Origin of the sequence: Campylobacter sp. BCW_6871 (assembly GCF_001762325.1) — a bacterium.
In the GTDB taxonomy this organism is placed as follows: domain Bacteria; phylum Campylobacterota; class Campylobacteria; order Campylobacterales; family Campylobacteraceae; genus Campylobacter_D; species Campylobacter_D jejuni.
Genome location: NZ_MJWQ01000065.1, coordinates 710 through 20,085, shown reverse-complemented (window position 1 = coordinate 20,085; position 19,376 = coordinate 710). Strand labels below are relative to the sequence as shown.

16 protein-coding genes and 1 tRNA gene are annotated in these 19,376 nt (G+C 30.4%); 3 read left to right on the top strand and 14 right to left on the bottom strand.

Going from position 1 to position 19,376, the window contains the following annotated elements:
* From AJ930_RS06885 to AJ930_RS06820, 14 genes are all read right to left on the bottom strand, one after another.
* A complete protein-coding gene (locus tag AJ930_RS06885) occupies positions 1-1,140 on the bottom strand; it encodes a hydrogenase small subunit (protein ID WP_002861961.1) in 1,140 nt (379 codons plus the stop codon).
* A 119-nt stretch (positions 1,141-1,259) separates the two neighbouring features.
* Positions 1,260-3,101, bottom strand: coding sequence for a bifunctional tRNA (5-methylaminomethyl-2-thiouridine)(34)-methyltransferase MnmD/FAD-dependent 5-carboxymethylaminomethyl-2-thiouridine(34) oxidoreductase MnmC (mnmC, locus tag AJ930_RS06880; RefSeq protein WP_044779028.1), 1,842 nt, complete (start codon positions 3,099-3,101; stop codon positions 1,260-1,262).
* Positions 3,098-5,077 (bottom strand): N-acetylmuramoyl-L-alanine amidase, encoded by a 1,980-nt coding sequence (locus AJ930_RS06875; protein ID WP_070275062.1) that lies wholly within the window; start codon positions 5,075-5,077, stop codon positions 3,098-3,100. The genes mnmC and AJ930_RS06875 overlap by 4 nt, the downstream gene beginning before the upstream one ends.
* Positions 5,077-6,168: a nitronate monooxygenase gene (locus tag AJ930_RS06870; RefSeq protein WP_002861964.1), complete on the bottom strand. Its 1,092-nt coding sequence runs from the start codon at positions 6,166-6,168 to the stop codon at positions 5,077-5,079. The genes AJ930_RS06875 and AJ930_RS06870 overlap by 1 nt, the downstream gene beginning before the upstream one ends.
* Positions 6,165-7,370, bottom strand: coding sequence for a tyrosine--tRNA ligase (tyrS, locus tag AJ930_RS06865; protein ID WP_002856563.1), 1,206 nt, complete (start codon positions 7,368-7,370; stop codon positions 6,165-6,167). Before tyrS ends, AJ930_RS06870 begins: the two co-directional genes overlap by 4 nt.
* 11 nt (positions 7,371-7,381) lie before the next feature.
* On the bottom strand, positions 7,382-9,577 hold the full coding sequence (locus AJ930_RS06860; protein ID WP_070275061.1) for a RelA/SpoT family protein: 2,196 nt from the start codon (positions 9,575-9,577) through the stop codon (positions 7,382-7,384).
* Positions 9,561-9,785 carry a DNA-directed RNA polymerase subunit omega gene (locus AJ930_RS06855; protein ID WP_002853464.1) on the bottom strand — a complete coding sequence of 75 codons (225 nt, stop codon included), beginning with the start codon at positions 9,783-9,785 and terminating at the stop codon, positions 9,561-9,563. Before AJ930_RS06855 ends, AJ930_RS06860 begins: the two co-directional genes overlap by 17 nt.
* Positions 9,786-9,795: 10 nt before the next feature.
* Positions 9,796-10,515 carry a UMP kinase gene (pyrH, locus tag AJ930_RS06850; RefSeq protein WP_002871033.1) on the bottom strand — a complete coding sequence of 240 codons (720 nt, stop codon included), beginning with the start codon at positions 10,513-10,515 and terminating at the stop codon, positions 9,796-9,798.
* A 51-nt stretch (positions 10,516-10,566) separates the two neighbouring features.
* Positions 10,567-11,760 carry a murein hydrolase activator EnvC family protein gene (locus tag AJ930_RS06845; RefSeq protein ID WP_044780127.1) on the bottom strand — a complete coding sequence of 398 codons (1,194 nt, stop codon included), beginning with the start codon at positions 11,758-11,760 and terminating at the stop codon, positions 10,567-10,569.
* Positions 11,757-12,563: an FtsX-like permease family protein gene (locus AJ930_RS06840; protein ID WP_002861969.1), complete on the bottom strand. Its 807-nt coding sequence runs from the start codon at positions 12,561-12,563 to the stop codon at positions 11,757-11,759. Before AJ930_RS06840 ends, AJ930_RS06845 begins: the two co-directional genes overlap by 4 nt.
* Positions 12,550-13,215: a cell division ATP-binding protein FtsE gene (locus AJ930_RS06835; RefSeq protein WP_002856386.1), complete on the bottom strand. Its 666-nt coding sequence runs from the start codon at positions 13,213-13,215 to the stop codon at positions 12,550-12,552. The genes AJ930_RS06840 and AJ930_RS06835 overlap by 14 nt, the downstream gene beginning before the upstream one ends.
* A gap of 69 nt (positions 13,216-13,284) precedes the next feature.
* Positions 13,285-14,463 carry a tRNA (guanosine(46)-N7)-methyltransferase TrmB gene (trmB, locus tag AJ930_RS06830; protein ID WP_070275060.1) on the bottom strand — a complete coding sequence of 393 codons (1,179 nt, stop codon included), beginning with the start codon at positions 14,461-14,463 and terminating at the stop codon, positions 13,285-13,287.
* Positions 14,463-15,698, bottom strand: a complete 1,236-nt coding sequence (locus tag AJ930_RS06825) for a fibronectin type III domain-containing protein (protein ID WP_083263165.1) — start codon at positions 15,696-15,698, stop codon at positions 14,463-14,465. The genes trmB and AJ930_RS06825 overlap by 1 nt, the downstream gene beginning before the upstream one ends.
* Positions 15,643-16,611: an RluA family pseudouridine synthase gene (locus tag AJ930_RS06820; RefSeq protein WP_070275058.1), complete on the bottom strand. Its 969-nt coding sequence runs from the start codon at positions 16,609-16,611 to the stop codon at positions 15,643-15,645. The genes AJ930_RS06825 and AJ930_RS06820 overlap by 56 nt, the downstream gene beginning before the upstream one ends.
* A 77-nt stretch (positions 16,612-16,688) precedes the next feature.
* Between AJ930_RS06820 and AJ930_RS06815 the strand changes: the two genes are divergently transcribed.
* The 3 genes from AJ930_RS06815 (at position 16,689) to AJ930_RS06805 (ending at position 19,338) form a co-directional block, all read left to right on the top strand.
* Positions 16,689-17,789 carry an FtsW/RodA/SpoVE family cell cycle protein gene (locus tag AJ930_RS06815; protein WP_044780131.1) on the top strand — a complete coding sequence of 367 codons (1,101 nt, stop codon included), beginning with the start codon at positions 16,689-16,691 and terminating at the stop codon, positions 17,787-17,789.
* A gap of 53 nt (positions 17,790-17,842) precedes the next feature.
* Positions 17,843-17,919: transfer RNA gene (locus tag AJ930_RS06810), tRNA-Ile, on the top strand.
* A 219-nt stretch (positions 17,920-18,138) separates the two neighbouring features.
* Complete coding sequence (locus tag AJ930_RS06805) at positions 18,139-19,338, top strand: tyrosine-type recombinase/integrase (RefSeq protein WP_070275057.1); 1,200 nt, start codon at positions 18,139-18,141, stop codon at positions 19,336-19,338.
* The last annotated feature ends 38 nt before the right edge of the window (positions 19,339-19,376 follow it).

Sequence of the window (19,376 nt, the reverse complement as noted above, 5' to 3'; positions counted from 1 at the left end):
TTATTCCTTATCTTTTTGCATGGAAGATATAACTGCGTGCGCTGCTATAGCAACACCTGTGAGCGTAAGCACGCCTATGCCGATTTTATCTGAAACACTATCCGCGCCCAAACCAAAAACAGTATCAAATTTACGACTAGCCATAGGCTCCTCAAAAGGTCCCATAGTATCCCAAAAATCAGGCTCGGAACAACCTATACAACCATGCCCTGCTTGGATAGGCCAAGAAGTGTGCTGGTTAAATCTCTCTCTTGAACAGTTATTGAAAGTATAAGGCCCTTTACAGCCTACTTTATAAAGACAAAAACCTTGTTTTGCTCCTTCATCTCCAAAGGCATGCACAAATTCACCCGCATCAAAATGTCCGCGTCTTTCACAAAGATCATGAATTCTTAAGCCATAAGCCCATTTTGGCCTATTATATACATCAAGTGCTGGTAACTCACCAAATAATAAATAATGAAGCACATTACCCACTATATTTTTTTCACTTGGAGGACAGCCGGGAACATTGATCACAGTTTTGCTTGTTACTTTACTTAAAGGCTGCGCATTACTAGGATTTGGTCTTGCTGCTTGGATTCCTCCAAAGCTAGAACAGGTTCCTATAGCAAAAATAGCCAAAGCATTTTCACTTGCCATTTTTGAAAGCTCATAGCCTGTTTTTCCATGTGCACCTATGGTTAAAAAATGCTCTGTATCACCCATAGGGATGCCACCTTCAACCATTAAAATGTATTTATTTTTATGTTTTTGAATGGCACTTTCTAAATTTTCTTCAGCTTGCCAACCTGCTGCAGCCATCACTGTTTCGTGATATTCTAAAGAAATATAATCAAAAATCAAACTATCAATCGTTGGAGTATCACTTCTTAACAAACTCTCACTACAGCCTGTACACTCAGCCATATGAAGCCACACAACAGGAAGTCTATCAGCAAGCTCAGCAGCTTTTGCTACCATAGGAGTAAAACTCGCTGGTAAAGCCAAAAATGCCGTCATAGCACCTGCCCATTTCATAAAATCCCTTCTAGAAAAACCTGACTTTTCTAATGCTTTTGCAATGCTATCATTGTCTTTTAAAGAAGGAAGCTTTTCAAGAGCCGATAAACGCGACTCTATTTGATGATAATCAATCATTATATTTCCTTTATAATATGAAATTTATTCTCTATAATAATAAAATAAAGGAAGTTAAAATAAAATTAAAAACTTACTCTCATAAGCAAATATTAGTATCAATCTTAATTAAAGTTTAATCATAAGCCTTTTTTGAGTTTGCGAATCAAAAATCTTGCAGGGTGAATAGCGTGGATGTATTTTTTTTCTAAACACAAGGGTTCATTATTTATCAATGCACACAAATACCTTGCCGCTAAAACACTTGTGCTAAAACCCCTTGATCCATGAGCAAAATTAAAATACAAATTACAAGACATTTTAGCTGGTTTTTGCTCCTTGTTTTTTGTCCATAATAAAGCTTTATATTCTTCTTTATAAAACACTTCATCATAAGCATTTCCAACTATCATAAAGCGATCACTCGAATAAGATCTAAAACCTACCTTAGAACCTATGATTTCTAATTTTGTATTTTTATCTATAAATTCGGCTATATTTTCTATATTTTGTTTATCATCTTCTTCTTTTGATTCTAAACTTGTATCAAGCCTATCATAACTTGCTCCAATCACTTGCAAATCATCTTTTATAGGGCAAATATAAGCCTTAGAAGATAAAGGAAATGGAGAGTCTAAAAAAGGTTTTAGATGTGTAACTTGACCTCTTACTTTGCTTAATTTCATCTCATCATAAAAAACAAAATCTTTTGTATCTGCACCCATAGCATAAATCAAAACCGCATAATCACTTTTAACAATATTATTTTTAAATTTTAAAGCAAAACACTCATTTTCAAATTTATAAGCTTGAAATTCATGATTAAAATATATACAAGCTTTACTTTTTTCAAAAAGATTTTTAACCAAATTTTTTGGAAAAATCACTCCACCATCTTCTAAAAAAGCTTGATTTTTTGAAATTTTAAGCAAAACATTTTCTCTTTGTGTGTCAAATCTTTCTTGCATCAAATCATTATGTGCAAACTCGACTACACCCTTAAATTCTAAATCTAAAATTTGTCTATAAAAACGACTTGCCTCTATAAAAGAAAGCTCTGAAAACTCCCCTAAATTTACCTTAGGCTTTAAGATTAAAGAGCTTAAAATTCCACTTTCATTTCCGCTTGCACCCTTACCTAATTCTAAATGTTTTTCAAAAACATCTATTTCAAAACCCCTTAAACTAAGCTCATAAGCTAAAACAGCACTTGATATACCTGCACCAATAATAGCTACTTTTTTATTTTTTAAAGATGAAAATGTTCTTGAAAAATACGCTTCTTTATCTTTAAACTCAAGTTCATTTTCCAAATAAGCTTTAATCATTTCTCTTTTTCTAAAACCTTTGGTTTTTTCTACTCTAAAGCCATATTTTTTTAAATTTTTTTGTAAAAAACTTGCCGAAGAAAAGGTGCAAATTTGTGCATTTTTTTTAGAAAGTCTTGCCACTTCAAAAATTAATTTTTCATCAAACATTTGCGAGTTTTTATTTGGAGAAAATCCATCTAAATACCAAACATCAGCTTTAAAATCCAATTCTTTTAAAATAGCAATATCTTCAAAAACAAGATCTAAAAAACAATCTTCAAAATAAAAACGATAAATTCCTTCTTTAGCTTTAGGATAAAATTTTAAAAATTGCTCTAAAAACTCTTTAAACTCTTCATAAAATCCTAGTTTTTGATAAATTTCTCTTAATTGTTCTTTTTCGATATAAAAAGCTTCTATACTGATATAAAAAAGTTTTTTGGGACGCTTAGAAGGAGTGGTTTCTAAAAAGCGTTTCAAAGTAAGAAAAAAATTTAAACCTATACCAAAACCACTCTCTGCGATAATGAAATTTTCTTGATTTTTCCATTCAAAAGAATGAGTGTAAACAAATTTGCTTTCATTTAAGCCATCTTTGGAATTAAAATAAAAATCATCAAAATCCAAAGAAAAAGGAGTATTATCCTTAAAAATTAGCTTAGCTTTTTTCATCGGTTGTTATAAAAATAACTCTCAACTCCATCAGCAATACCCTTAACCAATAAATCTTGAAAAGCTTTATTGGCGATTCTTTTACCTTCATTTGGATGTGTGATATAGCCAATTTCAATCAAAATTGCAGGCATTTGCGCACCTACTAAAACCCAAAAAGGTGCTTCTCTTACACCGCCATCTACAATTTTATACTTTTTGCGTGTTTGAGTGAGTATATTTTTTTGTACATCAATGGCTAGTTTATTTGAAGCAACGATTTTTTCACGATTTAAGAAATTTAAAATACTTTGTTTTGAGAAATAATTAATCTCTTCAAAATCCCCTTGATTTTCTTTTTCTGCTGCTTTTTTGCTTCTTTCGCTTCTTGCAGGACTTAAAAAGAAAGTTTCCACACCTTCGCTACTTTTAGCCTTGGCAGCATTGGGTGCTGCATTAGCATGTATAGAGATAAACAAATCCGCTCTTTTATCATTAGCATATTTAGTTCTATCGCGAAGATTGATAAATTTATCCGAACTTCTAGTGTAAAGCACTTTATAACCGCGTTTTTTAAGTTCATTTCCAAGTTTTAAAGCCGCGCTTAAAACTATATCTTTTTCTTTTAAACTTCCTTTTTTATCACTTAGAGCACCGCTATCTTTTCCACCATGCCCCGCATCGATAACTATAAGTTTTCCTGATTTGTATCTCGTACTTAAGGTTTTATTAAAGCTTTGAGTTGCTTTTTTATCTACATTTTGACTTGAAGTTTGTGCATGAAAACCTAAAGTGAGATTTTTATTATCCAACTTTTTTAAAAGTTTAAATTCTTTAGGAGCACTCAAAACCACACGAACAATTTTTGGATTATATTGCGTAACGACAATTGTATTTTGTCCAAAGGTAAAGCTTTTTCTATTACCTTCTAACACACCTTTAAAACTTACAACATATCGGAATTTTTGATCTTTGGTTTCAAATATTGCTATTTCTTTTTCATCCAAATCATCGCTCAAATTTAACACCACAGCGTTAGAAATTTTATCCACATCTAAAACATATAAAGGTCCTTGATCTTCTTTTTCGTTATTGGTTTTTTTATCTTGTTTTTTTATTTCTAAAACTTTGGTTTTAATTTCTGTTTTTTGATCTTGCTTTTTCTCTGAAATTTTACTAACTTGCTCAGTCTTTTTTTGGCTAGTAATTTCTTTTGAAAAAATTATTTTTTCTTCTTTAAAAGATATATCAATAGGAATTTTTTCTTTAGCATAAACCACTATGCGTATGGTTTTGGGATTAAATTGTGAAATCACTAAACGATAGTCATCAAATTTAAACTCTTTTTTACCCCCTTCTAAAACCCCATCAAAATCACTAATAAAACGATAGTTTCCTTTTTCATCTAAAGCAAAACTTTTTAATTGATTTTTATCTAAATTTGCATTTAATTCAAGCTCTACACCTTGGCTTGTTTTACTTGACCTTAAAACGTAAATTTTATCATCACTTTTTGTTTTAGAAACGATACTACTCTTTGGCTCTTGTGAAGTTTTAAAATCTATTTTTTCTATATTTTTTATTTGTTCATTAGGTAATTTTTTTTCACTTTTTTGAACTGTTTTTACAGGTTTAAAAGTTGACTTTTCAGTATCTTGAGAAATATTTTGAACCTTAATATCTTTAATAACAGCCTTTCTTAAAGCATTGATACTTGCTTCGCTTATACCACTTTCTTTTAACTCATTAGCATATGACTTGTCGTCTAAATTTAAAGTATTTGAACTGATGATCAATCTTTTTAAGATTTCAATTTTAGTTTTTTCATCTTCATTGATAACACTTTGTATATAAAGACTTTTTAGCTGATGATGAAATTTTACTTGCACTTCGCTTTTAGAACCGATAAAATTTTTATCGAAATTTGCAAGTTCATTTTCATAAGCTCCAAAAAGAGTTGTGAAAACAAATACTAAAAATACAAAAATTTTAGCCATTATTCACCATTAACCAATTTTTCCATAAGTTCTTTAACGCTGATAAGTTTATCTAAACGATATCCATTTGCACCTGTAAAGAAAAGTCCTGTTTCTTTTTTACCTGACCACGCATCAAAAAGCCTATCTGCTATACAATAGCCTACTTTAGTCGCCTCTTTTCCGCGTCCACAAGGCGCTACACAATTGCTTATACAATTGATCTTTGGACCCATTCTTTTATCTACCAAATTTAAAAGATTGGTTCTAACTCCACGAGCAGGATAGCCCACAGGAGATTTAATAAGCTCTATATCTTCTTCTTTAGAAGCTAGCAAAACGCTTTTAAACTCTTCACTTGCATCACATTCAAAAGTTCCTATGAAACGCGTTCCCATTTGAACACCACTAGCTCCTAAAGAAATAGCGTTTTCTATATCTTTTTTATCCCAAATTCCACCTGCGGCAATCACAGGAAAAGATCCCCAATTTTTAGCCTCTTCTACCACAGGAGCGATTAATTTTTCTAGCTGATAATTTGGATCTAAGCACTGCTCATAAGTAAAACCTTGATGACCTCCACTTTTTGGCCCTTCTAAAACCACTGCATCAGGTAGGCGGTTGTAACGGCTTTGCCATCTTTTGCAAATAATTTTTAAAGCCTTTGCAGATGAAATAATAGGCACTAAAGCCACATCAGGAAAATCTACAGTAAATTCAGGTAAATTTGTAGGAAGTCCAGCGCCTGAAACAATCACATTAAAACCAACCTCACAAGCATCGCGTGCTATTCTTGCATAATCATTACTTGCACATAAGATATTACACCCCAAAGGTGCATCGCCACAAACTTTTCTTGCATTATTAATTAAAGCTTGCAAACCCTTGCGTGAGTAAAAATTTTCACTTCCATAAGGCTTAGCGTTTAATTCTTTACTCGCATACTTTCTTTCTTCATAATATCCTGTTCCCACAGAAGAAATGATCCCAAGTCCACCATTTAAAGAAACTGCAGAAGCTAATCTATCCCAGCTTATGCCTAGTCCCATTCCCCCTTGAAAAATGGGATATTTTATAGTATGTTTTCCTATTTGTAAGGGTTGTAAATTCATTCTTTTACCTTTAATTTTGCAAATTTTCTTTTACCTATTTGTAAGATGTATTCTCCTTGTTCTAAATGCATTTGCTCGTCGCTAACTTTTTGAGAATTTACACTTACTGCATTAGCACTGATGCTTCTTCTTGCCGCAGAAGTAGAACTTTCCAAACCACATTCAACCAAAGCCTTAGCAAGCCAAATTTTTCCTTGTATTTCAAACTCAGCCATATCACTTGGTAAAGCATTTTGAGAATGAATTCTATCAAATTCAGACTTAGCATTATTAGCCTCTTCTTTGGAGTGAAAACGCTCCGTAATCTCTAAAGCTAAATTTTCTTTAGCTTTTTTAGGATGTAAATTGCCTTGTTCTATATCTTTTTTTATTTGCGCGATTTCTTCTAGGCTTTTTTGACTTAAAAGTTCATAATATCTAAACATCAATTCATCGCTAATACTTAAAATTTTAGCATACATATCATTAGCTTTTTCTGTAACACCAATGTAATTATTTAAACTCTTACTCATTTTGTTTACACCATCTAAACCTTCGAGTAAAGGCATCATAATCACAGCTTGTTCTTTTCCTATGTTATAAACCCTTTGAAGCTGTCTTCCCATTAAAAGATTAAATTTTTGATCCGTTCCGCCCATTTCAATATCGCTTTTTAAAGCCACGCTATCATATCCTTGAAGTAAAGGATACAAAAACTCGCAAATCGAAATAGGGCTTTGCTCTTTAAATCTCTTGGTAAAATCGTCACGCTCAAGCATTCTAGCTACACTAAAAGTTGAAGTAAGCTCTACTATACCCGCAGCTCCAAGTTCATTAAGCCAAGTAGAATTAAACTTAATCTGTGTTTTTTCTTTATCCAAAACCTTAAAAACCTGCGTTTCATAAGTTTTAGCATTGATTAAAACTTGCTCTTTATCCAGCTTTTTACGCGTTGCACTTTTTCCACTTGGATCGCCAATTTGTCCCGTAAAATCTCCAATCAAAAACTGCACAATAGCTCCATGTTTTTGCAAAAAAGCCATTTTTGTTAAAACCACACTATGGCCTAAATGTAAATCAGGCGCTGTAGGATCAAACCCTGCCTTTATAAAGAAATTTTCACCCTTTTCATAATAATTTTTAATTAAATTTTCTATTCTTTCTTCATCAATAAGCTCTGCACAGCCACGCTTAACTTCTGCTAATATTTTTTTTATATCCATAATAAACCTTTTTAACCTTCTTTATAAGCATCATTTAAAGATGTAAAATCTAAAATTTTACAACGAGATTTTAACCTATCCTTGACACTATCTGGATTGATATTATCAGGAATTTCCATTGTAATCTCAAAATAATCTACCGCCGAATTTAAATCACTTGATAAATTAATTGTTAATAGATTTATCTGCATTTTAGCTAAAAATGCCAAAAATTCCGCTAAAACACCTTTTTTATTTTCCAAAGAAAAAATCAATTTATAAGATTTAGGGATGTTAGAATCCCATTTTATAAATACCATATCTTGATTATTATCTATCATTTTATCAGCTCTATCGCAAAGCTTATGATGGACAATAGCGTTACCACCTTTAACAAAAGCTAAAACAGCATCACCTCTTTTTGGATGGCAGCAAAAATCAAAATCCACATTAGCGATTTTATGGTTACAATATAGAGTAAAATTTCCTATTTTTTGCTCTTTAATCTCATATTTATCAAACCAATATGACTTCTTGGCGTATTTTTTAAGACCATTAACTATATCTTTCAAATAAGCACTATCTGTTGCTACTTGTCTAATACGTCTGGCTAAATTTTCTTTTTCTATCCAAGTTTCAATTCTGTTTTTATCAACTCCAAAAATAAAACTTAACATATTAATAGAACTTGCTAGATTAATCTCTCTGATTTTTTGCTTACAAAATTCCCTTATACTTGCTTTTGCTTTTCCTGTTTTAACACTATCTATCCAAGAACAGCGATAAAATTTATCATTGCTAGTAACCACTCGCACAATATCGCCATTTTTAAGCTCGGTTAACAAAGGCACTTTAATACGATTTACATAAGCACTTTTTGCATGAAGCCCTACTTTGGTATGCACTTCATAAGCAAAATCAAGAACCGTTGCACCACGAGGCAAAGTGAAAATTTCTCCCTTAGGAGAATAAACTGCGACATCTTCAACATAAAGACTATCTTTAGCATATTCATAAAGCTCAATAGCATTATAATCTTCTGCATTTTCAAGATTGTTTATACTTTGCATTGAAATATCTGTAAGCCAATCAAGACGAGGTGCAACCACGCTGCCATCTTCTTTATATTTCCAATGCGCTGCTATACCAAATTCCGCAATTTTATGCATATTAAAAGTTCGAATTTGTGCTTCTATAATACTTTTAGCATCAAAAAGTGTGGTATGTATGGTTTGATAACCATTTTGTTTAGGCAAGGCTATATAATCCTTAAAACGTGAAACCAAGGGATTAAAATGTGTATGTAAAATTCCCAAAGCTAAATAACAATCACTTACTTTTTCAACCAAAATTCTTACCCCAAGCAAATCAAGAACTTCTTCAATACCAATGCCTTTTCTTTGCATTTTAAGATAAATAGAATAGCTATGTTTAATGCGTTTTTGAATTTCAAAACTACCTTGTCTAAAGCCATTGCTCAAAAATAAAAGTTCGATTTTCGAAATAAATTCATTTAAACCTAATTGCATTTCTTGATTATTGGAATTGATATAATTGTCAATAAGCTTATACTCATCTGGCATAAGATATTTAAAACTAAGATCTTCCAAATAATTTTTTATGCTTGAAATACCAAGTCTATGGGCTATTGGAGCATATACAACTAAAGTTTCTTCACTGATTCTTTTTTGCTTATCTTCGCTTAGAATATCAAGAGTAAGCATATTATGCAGTCTATCGCATAACTTCACAATCAAAACCCCAACATCTTCAATGCTTGCTAAAAGCATATTTCTGAAAGTCAAGGCTGATTTAGTTAAACTTTTTTTAGATTTTGATGAAATGAGATTATCTTCTCTAATTTCTATAATTTTAGTAAGCCCTAAAACAAGTTTTAAAACCTCAGAACCAAACTGCTCTCTAAGTTCTTCTTCGGTGCAGTTTGTATCTTCGATCACATCATGCAATAAAGCAGCTAAAATATTGCTTTTATTTTCACTTAAAAATCCAACCAGTGTTGCTACTAAAATAGGATGTACCGCATAAGGCTCTCCACTTTTTCTAAACTGCCCTTCATGGCAAAATATACAGTAATCTACTGCTTTTTCAAGAATGGCATCGTGGCCACAAATTTCGAAAAGTAAAACCTTAGCAGCTTCTAAATCTTTACAATTTTTTACATTATCGATTAATTGTTCAAGTAATAATTCTTCATCGATTGGTTTCAACTAAACCCTCTAAAGTGATTTTATTTTCTGCAATTTCATATAAAGCTATATCTGCAAGTTTATTTTTATTTTTATCAAAATCCACTAAAGGAGTCGCACCATTTGCTAATTGCTCTGCTCTTTTTGCCACCACTAAAGAAAGACGATATCTATCATTGCCCATTTTTTCCAAAGCTTTTGCCGCTACTTCTTCTATTCTTTTATCCATAATTTTCTCCTTAATTATTTTTAACGATTGAACAAAGGCTAGTATCACCTTGTATAATTTTAAGCAAATTACCCTCTTCAAACATATTACAAACCACTATAGGAAGTTTGTTGTCTTTAGCTAAAGCTATCGCTGTATCATCCATCACTTTAATATTATCTTGCATAGCCTCATCATAACTTAAAGTATTTAAAAATACTGCATCATCAAATTTTTTTGGATCTTTATCATAAACTCCATTAACTTTTGTAGCTTTTATTACCATATCTGCATCAATTTCTACAGCTCTTAAAATAGCTGTTGTATCTGTAGTAAAATAAGGATTTCCAGTGCCTGCAGCAAAAACCACAACACGACCCTTTTCTAAGTGTCTTTGTGCTCTTCTCATAATATAAGTTTCACAAAATGCTTCCATCTGAATAGCACTTTGAACCCTCACTTCAAGCCCAGAGCTTTCCAAGGCTTCTTGAATGGCAATAGCATTGATAACCGTAGCAAGCATTCCCATATGATCGCCACTTGTCCTTTTAATCAATCCGCCCTTAGCAGCACTTACTCCACGAATAATATTGCCACCACCTATAACTATGCCTACTTCTATTTGATTTTTTACAAGTTCTTTAATCTCTGAAGCTATGAATTTTAAAATAGAATTTTCTATGCCAAAGCCATTTTCACCTGCTAAAGCCTCTCCTGAAAATTTTACTAAAACTCTTTTTCTCTCTTGCATTATTTCTCCTTATTTAACTTGAAATTATATTTTAAATTCCATTAAATTTAGCTAATTTAAGCTAATGAGCTCCAAAGGATTGATATGAAAATTTTTTTGAGTTACTTCAAAAGTAAGATCATTTTTTATTCTACCCACTACGGCACCTTTTTTAATATTCTTACCAACTTTAATATTAGGAGCAATCTTATCTAAATGTGCATATATTGTATGTATGCCATTATCATGTTCAACAATAACAACTCGAGCTAGCATACTAGTATCTTTGGCAAAAACTATTTTTCCATCTAGCACATTTTTAACAACTGCATCGCTTTTATTACTTCTTAAAACTACATTCTCGTTAAAAATTTTAAGATTATAAACAGGATCAACATAATTTCCAAATTTTTGCTTCACAGTAAAAGAATCTAATGGAGCTATGGTTTTTTTTCCTGTGTAACGCTTGACTGAACCTCCTTGATAGCTTGAACCTAATTGCCTTATTTGTTGATTATTTTTTACTATTTTAGTATCATTTTTGCTTGAATTTACATTTTCTTTATCATTAATAATTTTTAATTGATTTAATGTTTTTCTAAGCTCTTCTTGCTGAGCTTGTAAGTCATCAAGTTTTTTTGCATATATGGTTCGATCTGTTTTTTGTTTGTTGATTTCGCTAATTTGTTTTTGTTTTAAACTTTGAAGTTTAGCTAATTGAGCGTTGTAATCCTTAAGACTATCATTGATTTTCTTAATCTGAGCTTGTTTATCATCAATAAGCCTATTTACTCCCTCATAATCTTTAGAAATTTTTAAAATTTCTTCATTTAAAACTTTGTTTAAACTTCCTAAAATTTCAAAAGCCATAAAACTTTCTTCACTTTCAATATAGCCTTGAGGGATAGGTAAATCATAAGCAAAATCTTTAGCCATTAAAGATATAAGCTTACCTTCCATATTTGATTTACTTTTAAGCAAATCTTCATTTTGGCTTGTAAGGGTGTTTAACTCTTGATTTTGAGCCTTAGCACTTGCTTCAAGCTTAGAAGTTTGTGAATTTAAGCTTTCAATTTGAAAACTTAGATCTTTCAAACTTTTTTCACCATTTAAAATATCGCTAGCCAAATCTTCAAGTTTTTTATTTAACTGTTCTTGTATGCGTTTATTTTCTTCTAAACTTTTTGTTTTTTCATTTATAGCGTTTGCTAAACTTATATCAACAAACAAAAAAAAACAAAAAAAGATAAGAATATTTTTTCTCATCTTTTAACCTTAAACATAACCGTATTTACACACAACAAGCAAATAAACAAAGTAGCTAAAAAAATTAAAGTCAAATGTAAAATAAAATTAATAGGTGGAAAAATAATATCTACAGCCTTTAAACTTTCTTGGATAATAGAAAGATCAAAAATTTGCGTAAAAAAGGCAAGTAAAATAACAAAAGCAATAAAACAATCAACCACAACCACCTTATAAAGCATAAAAGATCTAAACCAAAACGGAGCTCCAAATAAACACATAATTTCAATACGATCGGTATGTTCATAAAGCCAAATTCTCATCTGTTTTAAAAACAAAACAAAGGCAAGCAAAATAATGATAAATAAAAACAACCAAAAAACAAATTTCATCAAAATAAGCAAAGAGTATATCTTATCATGGGTTTTGGAAAAAGTTTCAACCTTGCTAACACCTACAATATTTAAAAGTTGATTTTTAATTGAATTTAGTTCATTTTGATCAGGCAAAGAATTTAATTTTAAAGTATAAAATTTTGGCAGAGAATCTTTTAAAACTTTCAAATTCTTTTCAGAAACATCATTTTTCAAACGATCGATTAAATCCTTAGGATCTAAAGATTCAAGTCCAGCAAAAAATGGTACTTTTGTTTTTACCACATTCTGATCAAGTTCAGTTTTACTGACAACTATAATATTATAATCTTTATTAACAAGTTCTTCATAATGTTTTAAAGTTGCATTTGTAATCAAAATAAACTCAAAAGCAAACATCATAAACAATAAAGATAAAATTAAAGATAAATGTGTTTTAAAAAATTTCATTCATTTTTCCATTTTCTATATTAAAACGACGATAATCCACTCTTAAATTGCTAGGAATTCTATGTGTTACCACTATAACACAAGTTCCTAAAAGTTCTCTAGCAGACTTTAAAAGAGTCCATATAATATCAGAAGAATACTCGTCCAAATTTCCCGTTGGCTCATCGCAAAGCAAAAGCTTTGGATTATGAGCTAAAGCCCTAGCCATAGCGACGCGTTGTTGCTCACCACCACTAAGTTGATTAGGCAATTTATCTGCTTTAAAAGTTAAATTTACATGCTTTAAAAGCTTAGCAGCTTGATCATGGCATACTTTTTTACTATAACCTTTAATCATTAAAGGCAACATAACATTTTTTTCAACACTATATTCTTGTACAAGTTTATAATCTTGAAAAATAATCCCTATTCTTTGACGCAATTTTAAAAGTTCTAAATTTCCAATTTTATTCATCAAAGATCCACATACTTCAAGCTTGCCAGAAATAGGTTCTAAATCCCCATAAAAAGACTTTAAAAGCGTACTCTTGCCACTCCCACTTTTACCAGTAATAAAAACAAAATCATCATCCTTAAAAGCAAAACTCGCTTCTTTAATAACTAGTTCATCATAACCTAAAGTAAGTTTATTTGCTTGGATTAAATTAGGCATCCTTTTTCCTTAATTTCCCTTTTTAAATTTTTAAATTATGCTTTATTTTTGCTTAATTTTCAAGAAAAATTATATTTTAAACTGAACTTTTAAAATTTCTTTTAATTCATTTACCGCTTTAATATTTTCTTGAATTTTAAATGGTTCTTTAAAAGCAAAATTAATCGTTTTATCAAGATGTAAATAACAATGTTCAGGCTTATTAAAAGCTCCAAAAGCAACCTTTAAAAGCAAATTCTCATCTTGTTTGTAGATGCTTTCAAAATGCAAGAAAAAATCATCTTTTTTTATAGTAATATTTTTAAAGTTCTGCTCTATTTTTTTCAAATCCTCTTTAGAAAATTCAACTGATGAGAGATTAAATTCATTTAACTCATAGTTTTTACACTCTTGGTTAAAATTCCACACCCAAAGATCATATATATTTTTTTCTTGCTTTTTCCATCTATCTTCATATTTGCTTGAAATTTCTAAATTTTCATTTTTTCTAAGACTAAATTTTGGAGCAGGAAAAGTCAAAAATTGTTCTAAAGTAAAATTAAAATACTCAAAACTATCTGTTCTAAGCTCAAAACGACCATTTTGGGTTAAAACCCTAGCACATTCTTTGCAAAAATCCTTCCCAATAACTCGCCTATGAGGCTTTTTGTCCCAAGGAACAGGAAAATGTAAAAAAATCTTTTCAACTGATTTTGATTTTAATACACTCAATAACAATCTCGCATCACTTTGGATTAGCAAAATATTATTTACATTTTGTGCTTTAGCAAGTTTAGCTACTTGAGTTAAAGCTGGATTGTAAATTTCCACCCCTAAAATTAAAACATTCGGATTTTCTTTTGCTTGATAAAGCAAATGTCTTCCTGATCCAAAGCCTATTTCTATATAAATTTTATCTTGAAGTCTAGATAAAAGCTCATCAAAACTATCAACGATAAATGGTGTTTTTTCAATTAGAGCATTGTTTTTAAGTCCAAAAGCTTCATTGATAATATCCTCACAAAAACCTTCTTTAAAGATTTTTAAAGCCTTTTGTAGATAACCTATTTTAGAAGGTTTTGTATGTTTATCGCCTTTAATCACAAAACCATTTTGTGCTTTTTTAATCTGCAAAAAAAAACTCTCTTCTTGAACCTTTGTATAAATAAGACCAACATTATCATTCTTAGCAAGCCAAAGAAATTCAACATCACCCTTGCTATAAGGCAGATTCATTTCTTTGATATTTTTGCTTCTAAAATTTGGCACTACTGAGCCGCCTTAACTTTGCTTGAAGGTTCTGAACGAAGCCCAGCCGAATCAATAGCAATAACTTCATAACTATATTCCACCCCTGGTAAAGCTTTTACATCTTTTAATCGCTTTTCTTTAATGCCTTTAAAAACTGCATTTTGCTCTCCACCATAGCGTCTTACTTCATATTCAACAGCTCTAGTATCATTATCACTCCATTCTAAATTTATCCCTTCGCTTGTGCTTTGGGCCAAAATAATACTAGGAGCCAAAGGATTATCTAAAGTTCTACCCTCTACACCATCTTTTGGCATAGGACTTTCAAGACCATCTTTATCCACTATTGTTACTTTATAATACTTGCTTTTACCTGCTCCTTCTACTATATCCTCATAAGAATTTTTATCAGTCTTTGCCAAAACACTAAAAGGAAGGAAGCTTGAGCTCGTAGAATAAACTTTATAATAAGAAAAATCTTTATATGTAGGAGCATCCCAAGTTAAAATGATTTTATTAGAACCATCTGTGCTAGCACTTAAATGCTCAACTTGAGGGGGTAAAGCCTTGCTTGTAGAACTTACAACCTGGCTTGGCTTACTCTTTATCCCATTAAAACTCACAGCAATAATTCTATAACTTGAATTTTCATTAGGTTTTAAATCACTATCTATGTATTCAGCGTTTAAGCGATTTTTTACTTCTGCAATTTTTTTAAATTCTTTATCATCACCTTTGGTTCTTTCAATAATATAAGAATCAACCCTAAAATCAGGATGCGGACGCCAAATAAGTTTAATACGATTAGGCAAATTAGTCACAGCTTGAATAAAAGGAACAGCTTCAAGTCTTGGAGCTGTGCTCACTTCTATAACCTTGCCATCTTCCGAAATTTGTCCTTGCTCATTAAAGCTTTTCATCATATAACGATACTTAGTACCAGGCTCTAATTTAGTATCTACATAATGAGTTTGAAACTTATCTTTAATAGTGCCTACAAGTTTAAAATCAAGATTTTCATCACTAGAACGATACAAATAAAATCCTTTGATATTTTCATTATATAAAGGCTCCCATTCAAAAGCAATATTACTCATATCACTAAGACTTTTTAAACTTTCAACCTTTGGTAAGCTTTCATTTACAGCAGGCTCTTTACTTGAAGCTAGCGAATTCATTTGCGAAACACTACAAGCGCTAAGCAAAAGAGTTAAAAAACTCAAGTAAAAACTCAAGCGAAATCTTTTCATCATTCTCTCCTAAATTAATTTGTTCAAACATAATGTTTTTAAAATCTTCCATCAAAGGTGCTTTAACAAAAATTTGCTCTTTGGTTTTTGGATGGATAAAATACAAAAAATAGGCATGCAACATTATCCTACAATCATACTTACCCTTATAACCATACAAACTATCGCCCAAAATATGGCGATTTAAACTAGCCAAATGCGCTCTAATTTGATGAGTTCTTCCTGTAAAAAGCTTAGCAGCCATCAAGGTTAAATTTTCAGTTTTTACTACATTTATGAAAGCTGATTTTGCATTTTTACTGAATTTATTTTCCTTATCTATGGCTATTTTTTTAATAGCATTAGAAGGCGAACGCATTAAAAATTTTTCTACTATAATTTTATCTTCTTTTAGTGGCAAATCAATTAACGCAAGGTAAATTCTTCCCATGCTTTTATCTGCAAGCTGTTCGCTTAATTTTTGATGGGTGAAGTTATTTTTCGCTATTAGTATAGCTCCGCTTGTATCTTTATCTAATCTATGAACAAGACCAGCTCTTATCTCTCCTCCTAAATTTGATAAAGTATATTTTTTTTCTATTAACCAATCCACCAAAGTGGCATTTTTAACGCTACTTGCTCCATGAACGACTAAATTTGAAGGTTTATTTAAAACAAGCAAGTCTTCATCTTCGTATAACACATCAATATCAAAATCCACTTCAAACTGAGGTTTTATCTCATTGCAAAGCTTTAAACTTGCAATAGAAATAATATCACCATTTTTAAGCTTAAATGAATTTTTATCTTGAATTTTATCATTAACCTGTACGCAATCTTTTTCTATAAGTAAAGCAACTTGATTGCGACTTTGGTTTAATTTTTTAGCCAAAAACACATCAAGCCTTGAATTTTCATCTACTAAAAAAGTTTGCATTTTTTCCTTGGAGGTTTTGATAAATTTAAAATTTTAGTTTATAATTATAGCTTTATATTACCAACTGAAGGCAAATTTTGTTTAGATTAGATAGAAGAATTTTAACTCATTTTGACTATATGCAACCCATTTTATTTTTACCCATAATTCTTATTTCATTTTTCTTGATCTTTGAAGCTAATCCTTTTTTAGCAGAAAAACAGTTTGTTTATGCCTGTGTGGGATTGTTTGCTTTTATGGTTTTTTTCTTCTTTCCCATAAGGAAATTTATTTGGATTATTCCTGTTGCTTATTGGATTAATATTTTTTTATTGCTAAGCGTAGATATTTTTGGGGTTGAAAAATTAGGTGCTAAAAGATGGCTTGAAATTCCTTTTACTCACTTTACTATACAACCTTCTGAAATTTTTAAACCTAGTTTTATTTTAATGCTTGCCTATCTTATTTATCAAAATCCTCCTCCAAAAAATGGATACAAACTTAAACAATTCATCAAACTTAGCTTTTACATCATCTTGCCTTTTTTGCTAATTGCAAAAGAACCTGATTTAGGAAGTGCTATGGTTTTACTACTTGTTGGTTTTGGAGTGCTTTTTATCATGGGAGTTCATTATAAAATTTGGTTAAGTATTGTTATAGCTATAAGTGTTAGTTCTCCTATTATTTATACACATCTTTTAAAGCCCTACCAAAAGCAAAGAATTCATGATTTTATTTCAGAAAAACCAAGCTATCAAGTAGCCCAATCAATGATAGCTATTGGAAATGGTGGTTTAACTGGAAAATCTCAAGATGAAGCTACGCAAACTCATTTTAAATTTTTACCTATTTCAACTAGTGATTTTATTTTCGCTTATATGATAGAAAGATTTGGATTTATTGGGGGATTGACATTAATTATATTTTATATTTTACTTATTTTTCATCTACTTAGTTTAAATTATAAACTTAAAGATGATTATTTTACTAGAGTTGCTATTAATTGTGTTGCATTATTTATTTTTATTTATGCGGCAGTAAATATCTCAATGACTATAGGTTTTGCACCAGTAGTTGGGATCCCTTTGCCTTTTTTTAGTTATGGTGGAAGTTCTTTTACTATTTTTATGATTTTTTTTGGAATTTTACAGCATTTAATCACTTTTAGATATTTTTGGATGGATATAAAGGCTAAATAAAATATTTTTAAGCATTAATAAGATATAATTTTATCTTTTAATTCAACTTAGGCGGATTTATAGCTCAGTTGGTTAGAGCAACCGGCTCATAACCGGTTGGTCGCAGGTTCGAGTCCTGCTAAATCCACCATTACTTCTTTTCTGAAATTATCCCAAGCAATCTTAAGTAATCTAAAATTATCATTTAAGATATGATAAAATCATACTTTAAATTATCTCGAATTATCTTAAATTATCTTGAATTATCTTAAATAATCAATTTTGACAATTTTAAAAGTATATGTTATAATATATGTTAAATTTTAAAATTCAAAAATAACATATACTTTTTAACATAGGAATATTAAAAATGTTTGTTGTTAATGATAAGCAACTTAAAACTTTAATTGTAAAAAAAAGAACATACATTAAAGATGCGTGCACAAAAAATCTCTACATCGAAGCAAAAGATTCGCTAAAAGGTACTATTATCTTTTTTTATTTTAGATATAGGTTAAATAAAAAAATACAAAGCATTAAAATAGGAAAATATCCAACAACCACACTGTCAAGTGCAAGAGAAAAAGCAAATATTTTTAATAATATGTTAGCTGAAAAAATTGACCCCAAAGAACAAATTCAAGATAAAGGTGTAAAAAAATCAAAAACCCTAAAAGAAGTTTTTAATGAATGGAGACAAGTTTTTTATAAAAATAATACTTCTTATAATTTATCGAAGAGATTAGAAACTCATATTATTTCTAAATACGAAGACAAACATATTAATGAACTTACCAAAAATGATATACTTCTTGTTCTTGATAAGCTTTATGTAGAAGGTAAACTCGAAACTATAAAAAGAGTCTTCTTGGGTTTAAAAAAAATGTTAATGTATGCCATAAATAAAGAATATATAGAAAATAGCAATATTTTAATTTTAGACACGAAAGCTCTTTACGGCTCGCCTAAAAAACAAAATCTTAGAGCTATCACAAAAGAAGAAAGATTTAAAGAGTTGCTATTAGCAATAGAAAATTATAATGGAAATATATTCACAAAAGTAGCCTTGCAAATCAGCCCATATTTGTTTTTGCGAAGCGCTAATATCAGAAATTTAGAATGGAGTGAAATAGATTTTAAAAATTTAAAGATAATTATACCTGCAAATAAAATGAAAAGGGGTGAAGATTTTATTGTGCCACTAAGTGAAAGCGTGATCAAGTTGTTTGAATTTATTAAACCTTTTTCATTCCACAATTCAAAATATGTTTTTCCAAGTGATATAAGCAAATCCAAAACTATGAGTGAAAACACATTAAATCAAGCCATCAAAAGATTAGGCTTTGGCGATGAAATGGTTTTTCATGGTTTTAGAACAACAGCTTCAACCTTGCTCTATGAGTTTAAAAATTTGCATGGACAAGATAGCGAAGTTATAGAGTTATGCTTAGATCATCGAGAAAGAAATAATGTTAAAGCTACTTATAATAGAAGCTTAAGACTAAATGATAGAAAACTCTTAATGCAATATTGGAGTGATTATATCGACAAATTAAAAGGAATAATATGAAAAACAAATATTTAAAAGAAGCATTCACTCGGGGGGGG

Coding starts and splice junctions, on each gene's coding strand:
- AJ930_RS06885 (WP_002861961.1), bottom strand. CDS start 1,140: ATGATTGATTATCATCAAATAGAGTCGCGTTTATCGGCTCTTGAAAAG.
- AJ930_RS06820 (WP_070275058.1), bottom strand. CDS start 16,611: ATGCAAACTTTTTTAGTAGATGAAAATTCAAGGCTTGATGTGTTTTTG.
- pyrH (WP_002871033.1), bottom strand. CDS start 10,515: ATGCAAGAGAGAAAAAGAGTTTTAGTAAAATTTTCAGGAGAGGCTTTA.
- AJ930_RS06835 (WP_002856386.1), bottom strand. CDS start 13,215: ATGCCTAATTTAATCCAAGCAAATAAACTTACTTTAGGTTATGATGAA.
- AJ930_RS06845 (WP_044780127.1), bottom strand. CDS start 11,760: ATGAGAAAAAATATTCTTATCTTTTTTTGTTTTTTTTTGTTTGTTGAT.
- AJ930_RS06840 (WP_002861969.1), bottom strand. CDS start 12,563: ATGAAATTTTTTAAAACACATTTATCTTTAATTTTATCTTTATTGTTT.
- tyrS (WP_002856563.1), bottom strand. CDS start 7,370: ATGGATATAAAAAAAATATTAGCAGAAGTTAAGCGTGGCTGTGCAGAG.
- AJ930_RS06825 (WP_083263165.1), bottom strand. CDS start 15,698: ATGATGAAAAGATTTCGCTTGAGTTTTTACTTGAGTTTTTTAACTCTT.
- AJ930_RS06875 (WP_070275062.1), bottom strand. CDS start 5,077: ATGGCTAAAATTTTTGTATTTTTAGTATTTGTTTTCACAACTCTTTTT.
- AJ930_RS06855 (WP_002853464.1), bottom strand. CDS start 9,785: ATGGATAAAAGAATAGAAGAAGTAGCGGCAAAAGCTTTGGAAAAAATG.
- mnmC (WP_044779028.1), bottom strand. CDS start 3,101: ATGAAAAAAGCTAAGCTAATTTTTAAGGATAATACTCCTTTTTCTTTG.
- AJ930_RS06870 (WP_002861964.1), bottom strand. CDS start 6,168: ATGAATTTACAACCCTTACAAATAGGAAAACATACTATAAAATATCCC.
- AJ930_RS06805 (WP_070275057.1), top strand. CDS start 18,139: ATGTTTGTTGTTAATGATAAGCAACTTAAAACTTTAATTGTAAAAAAA.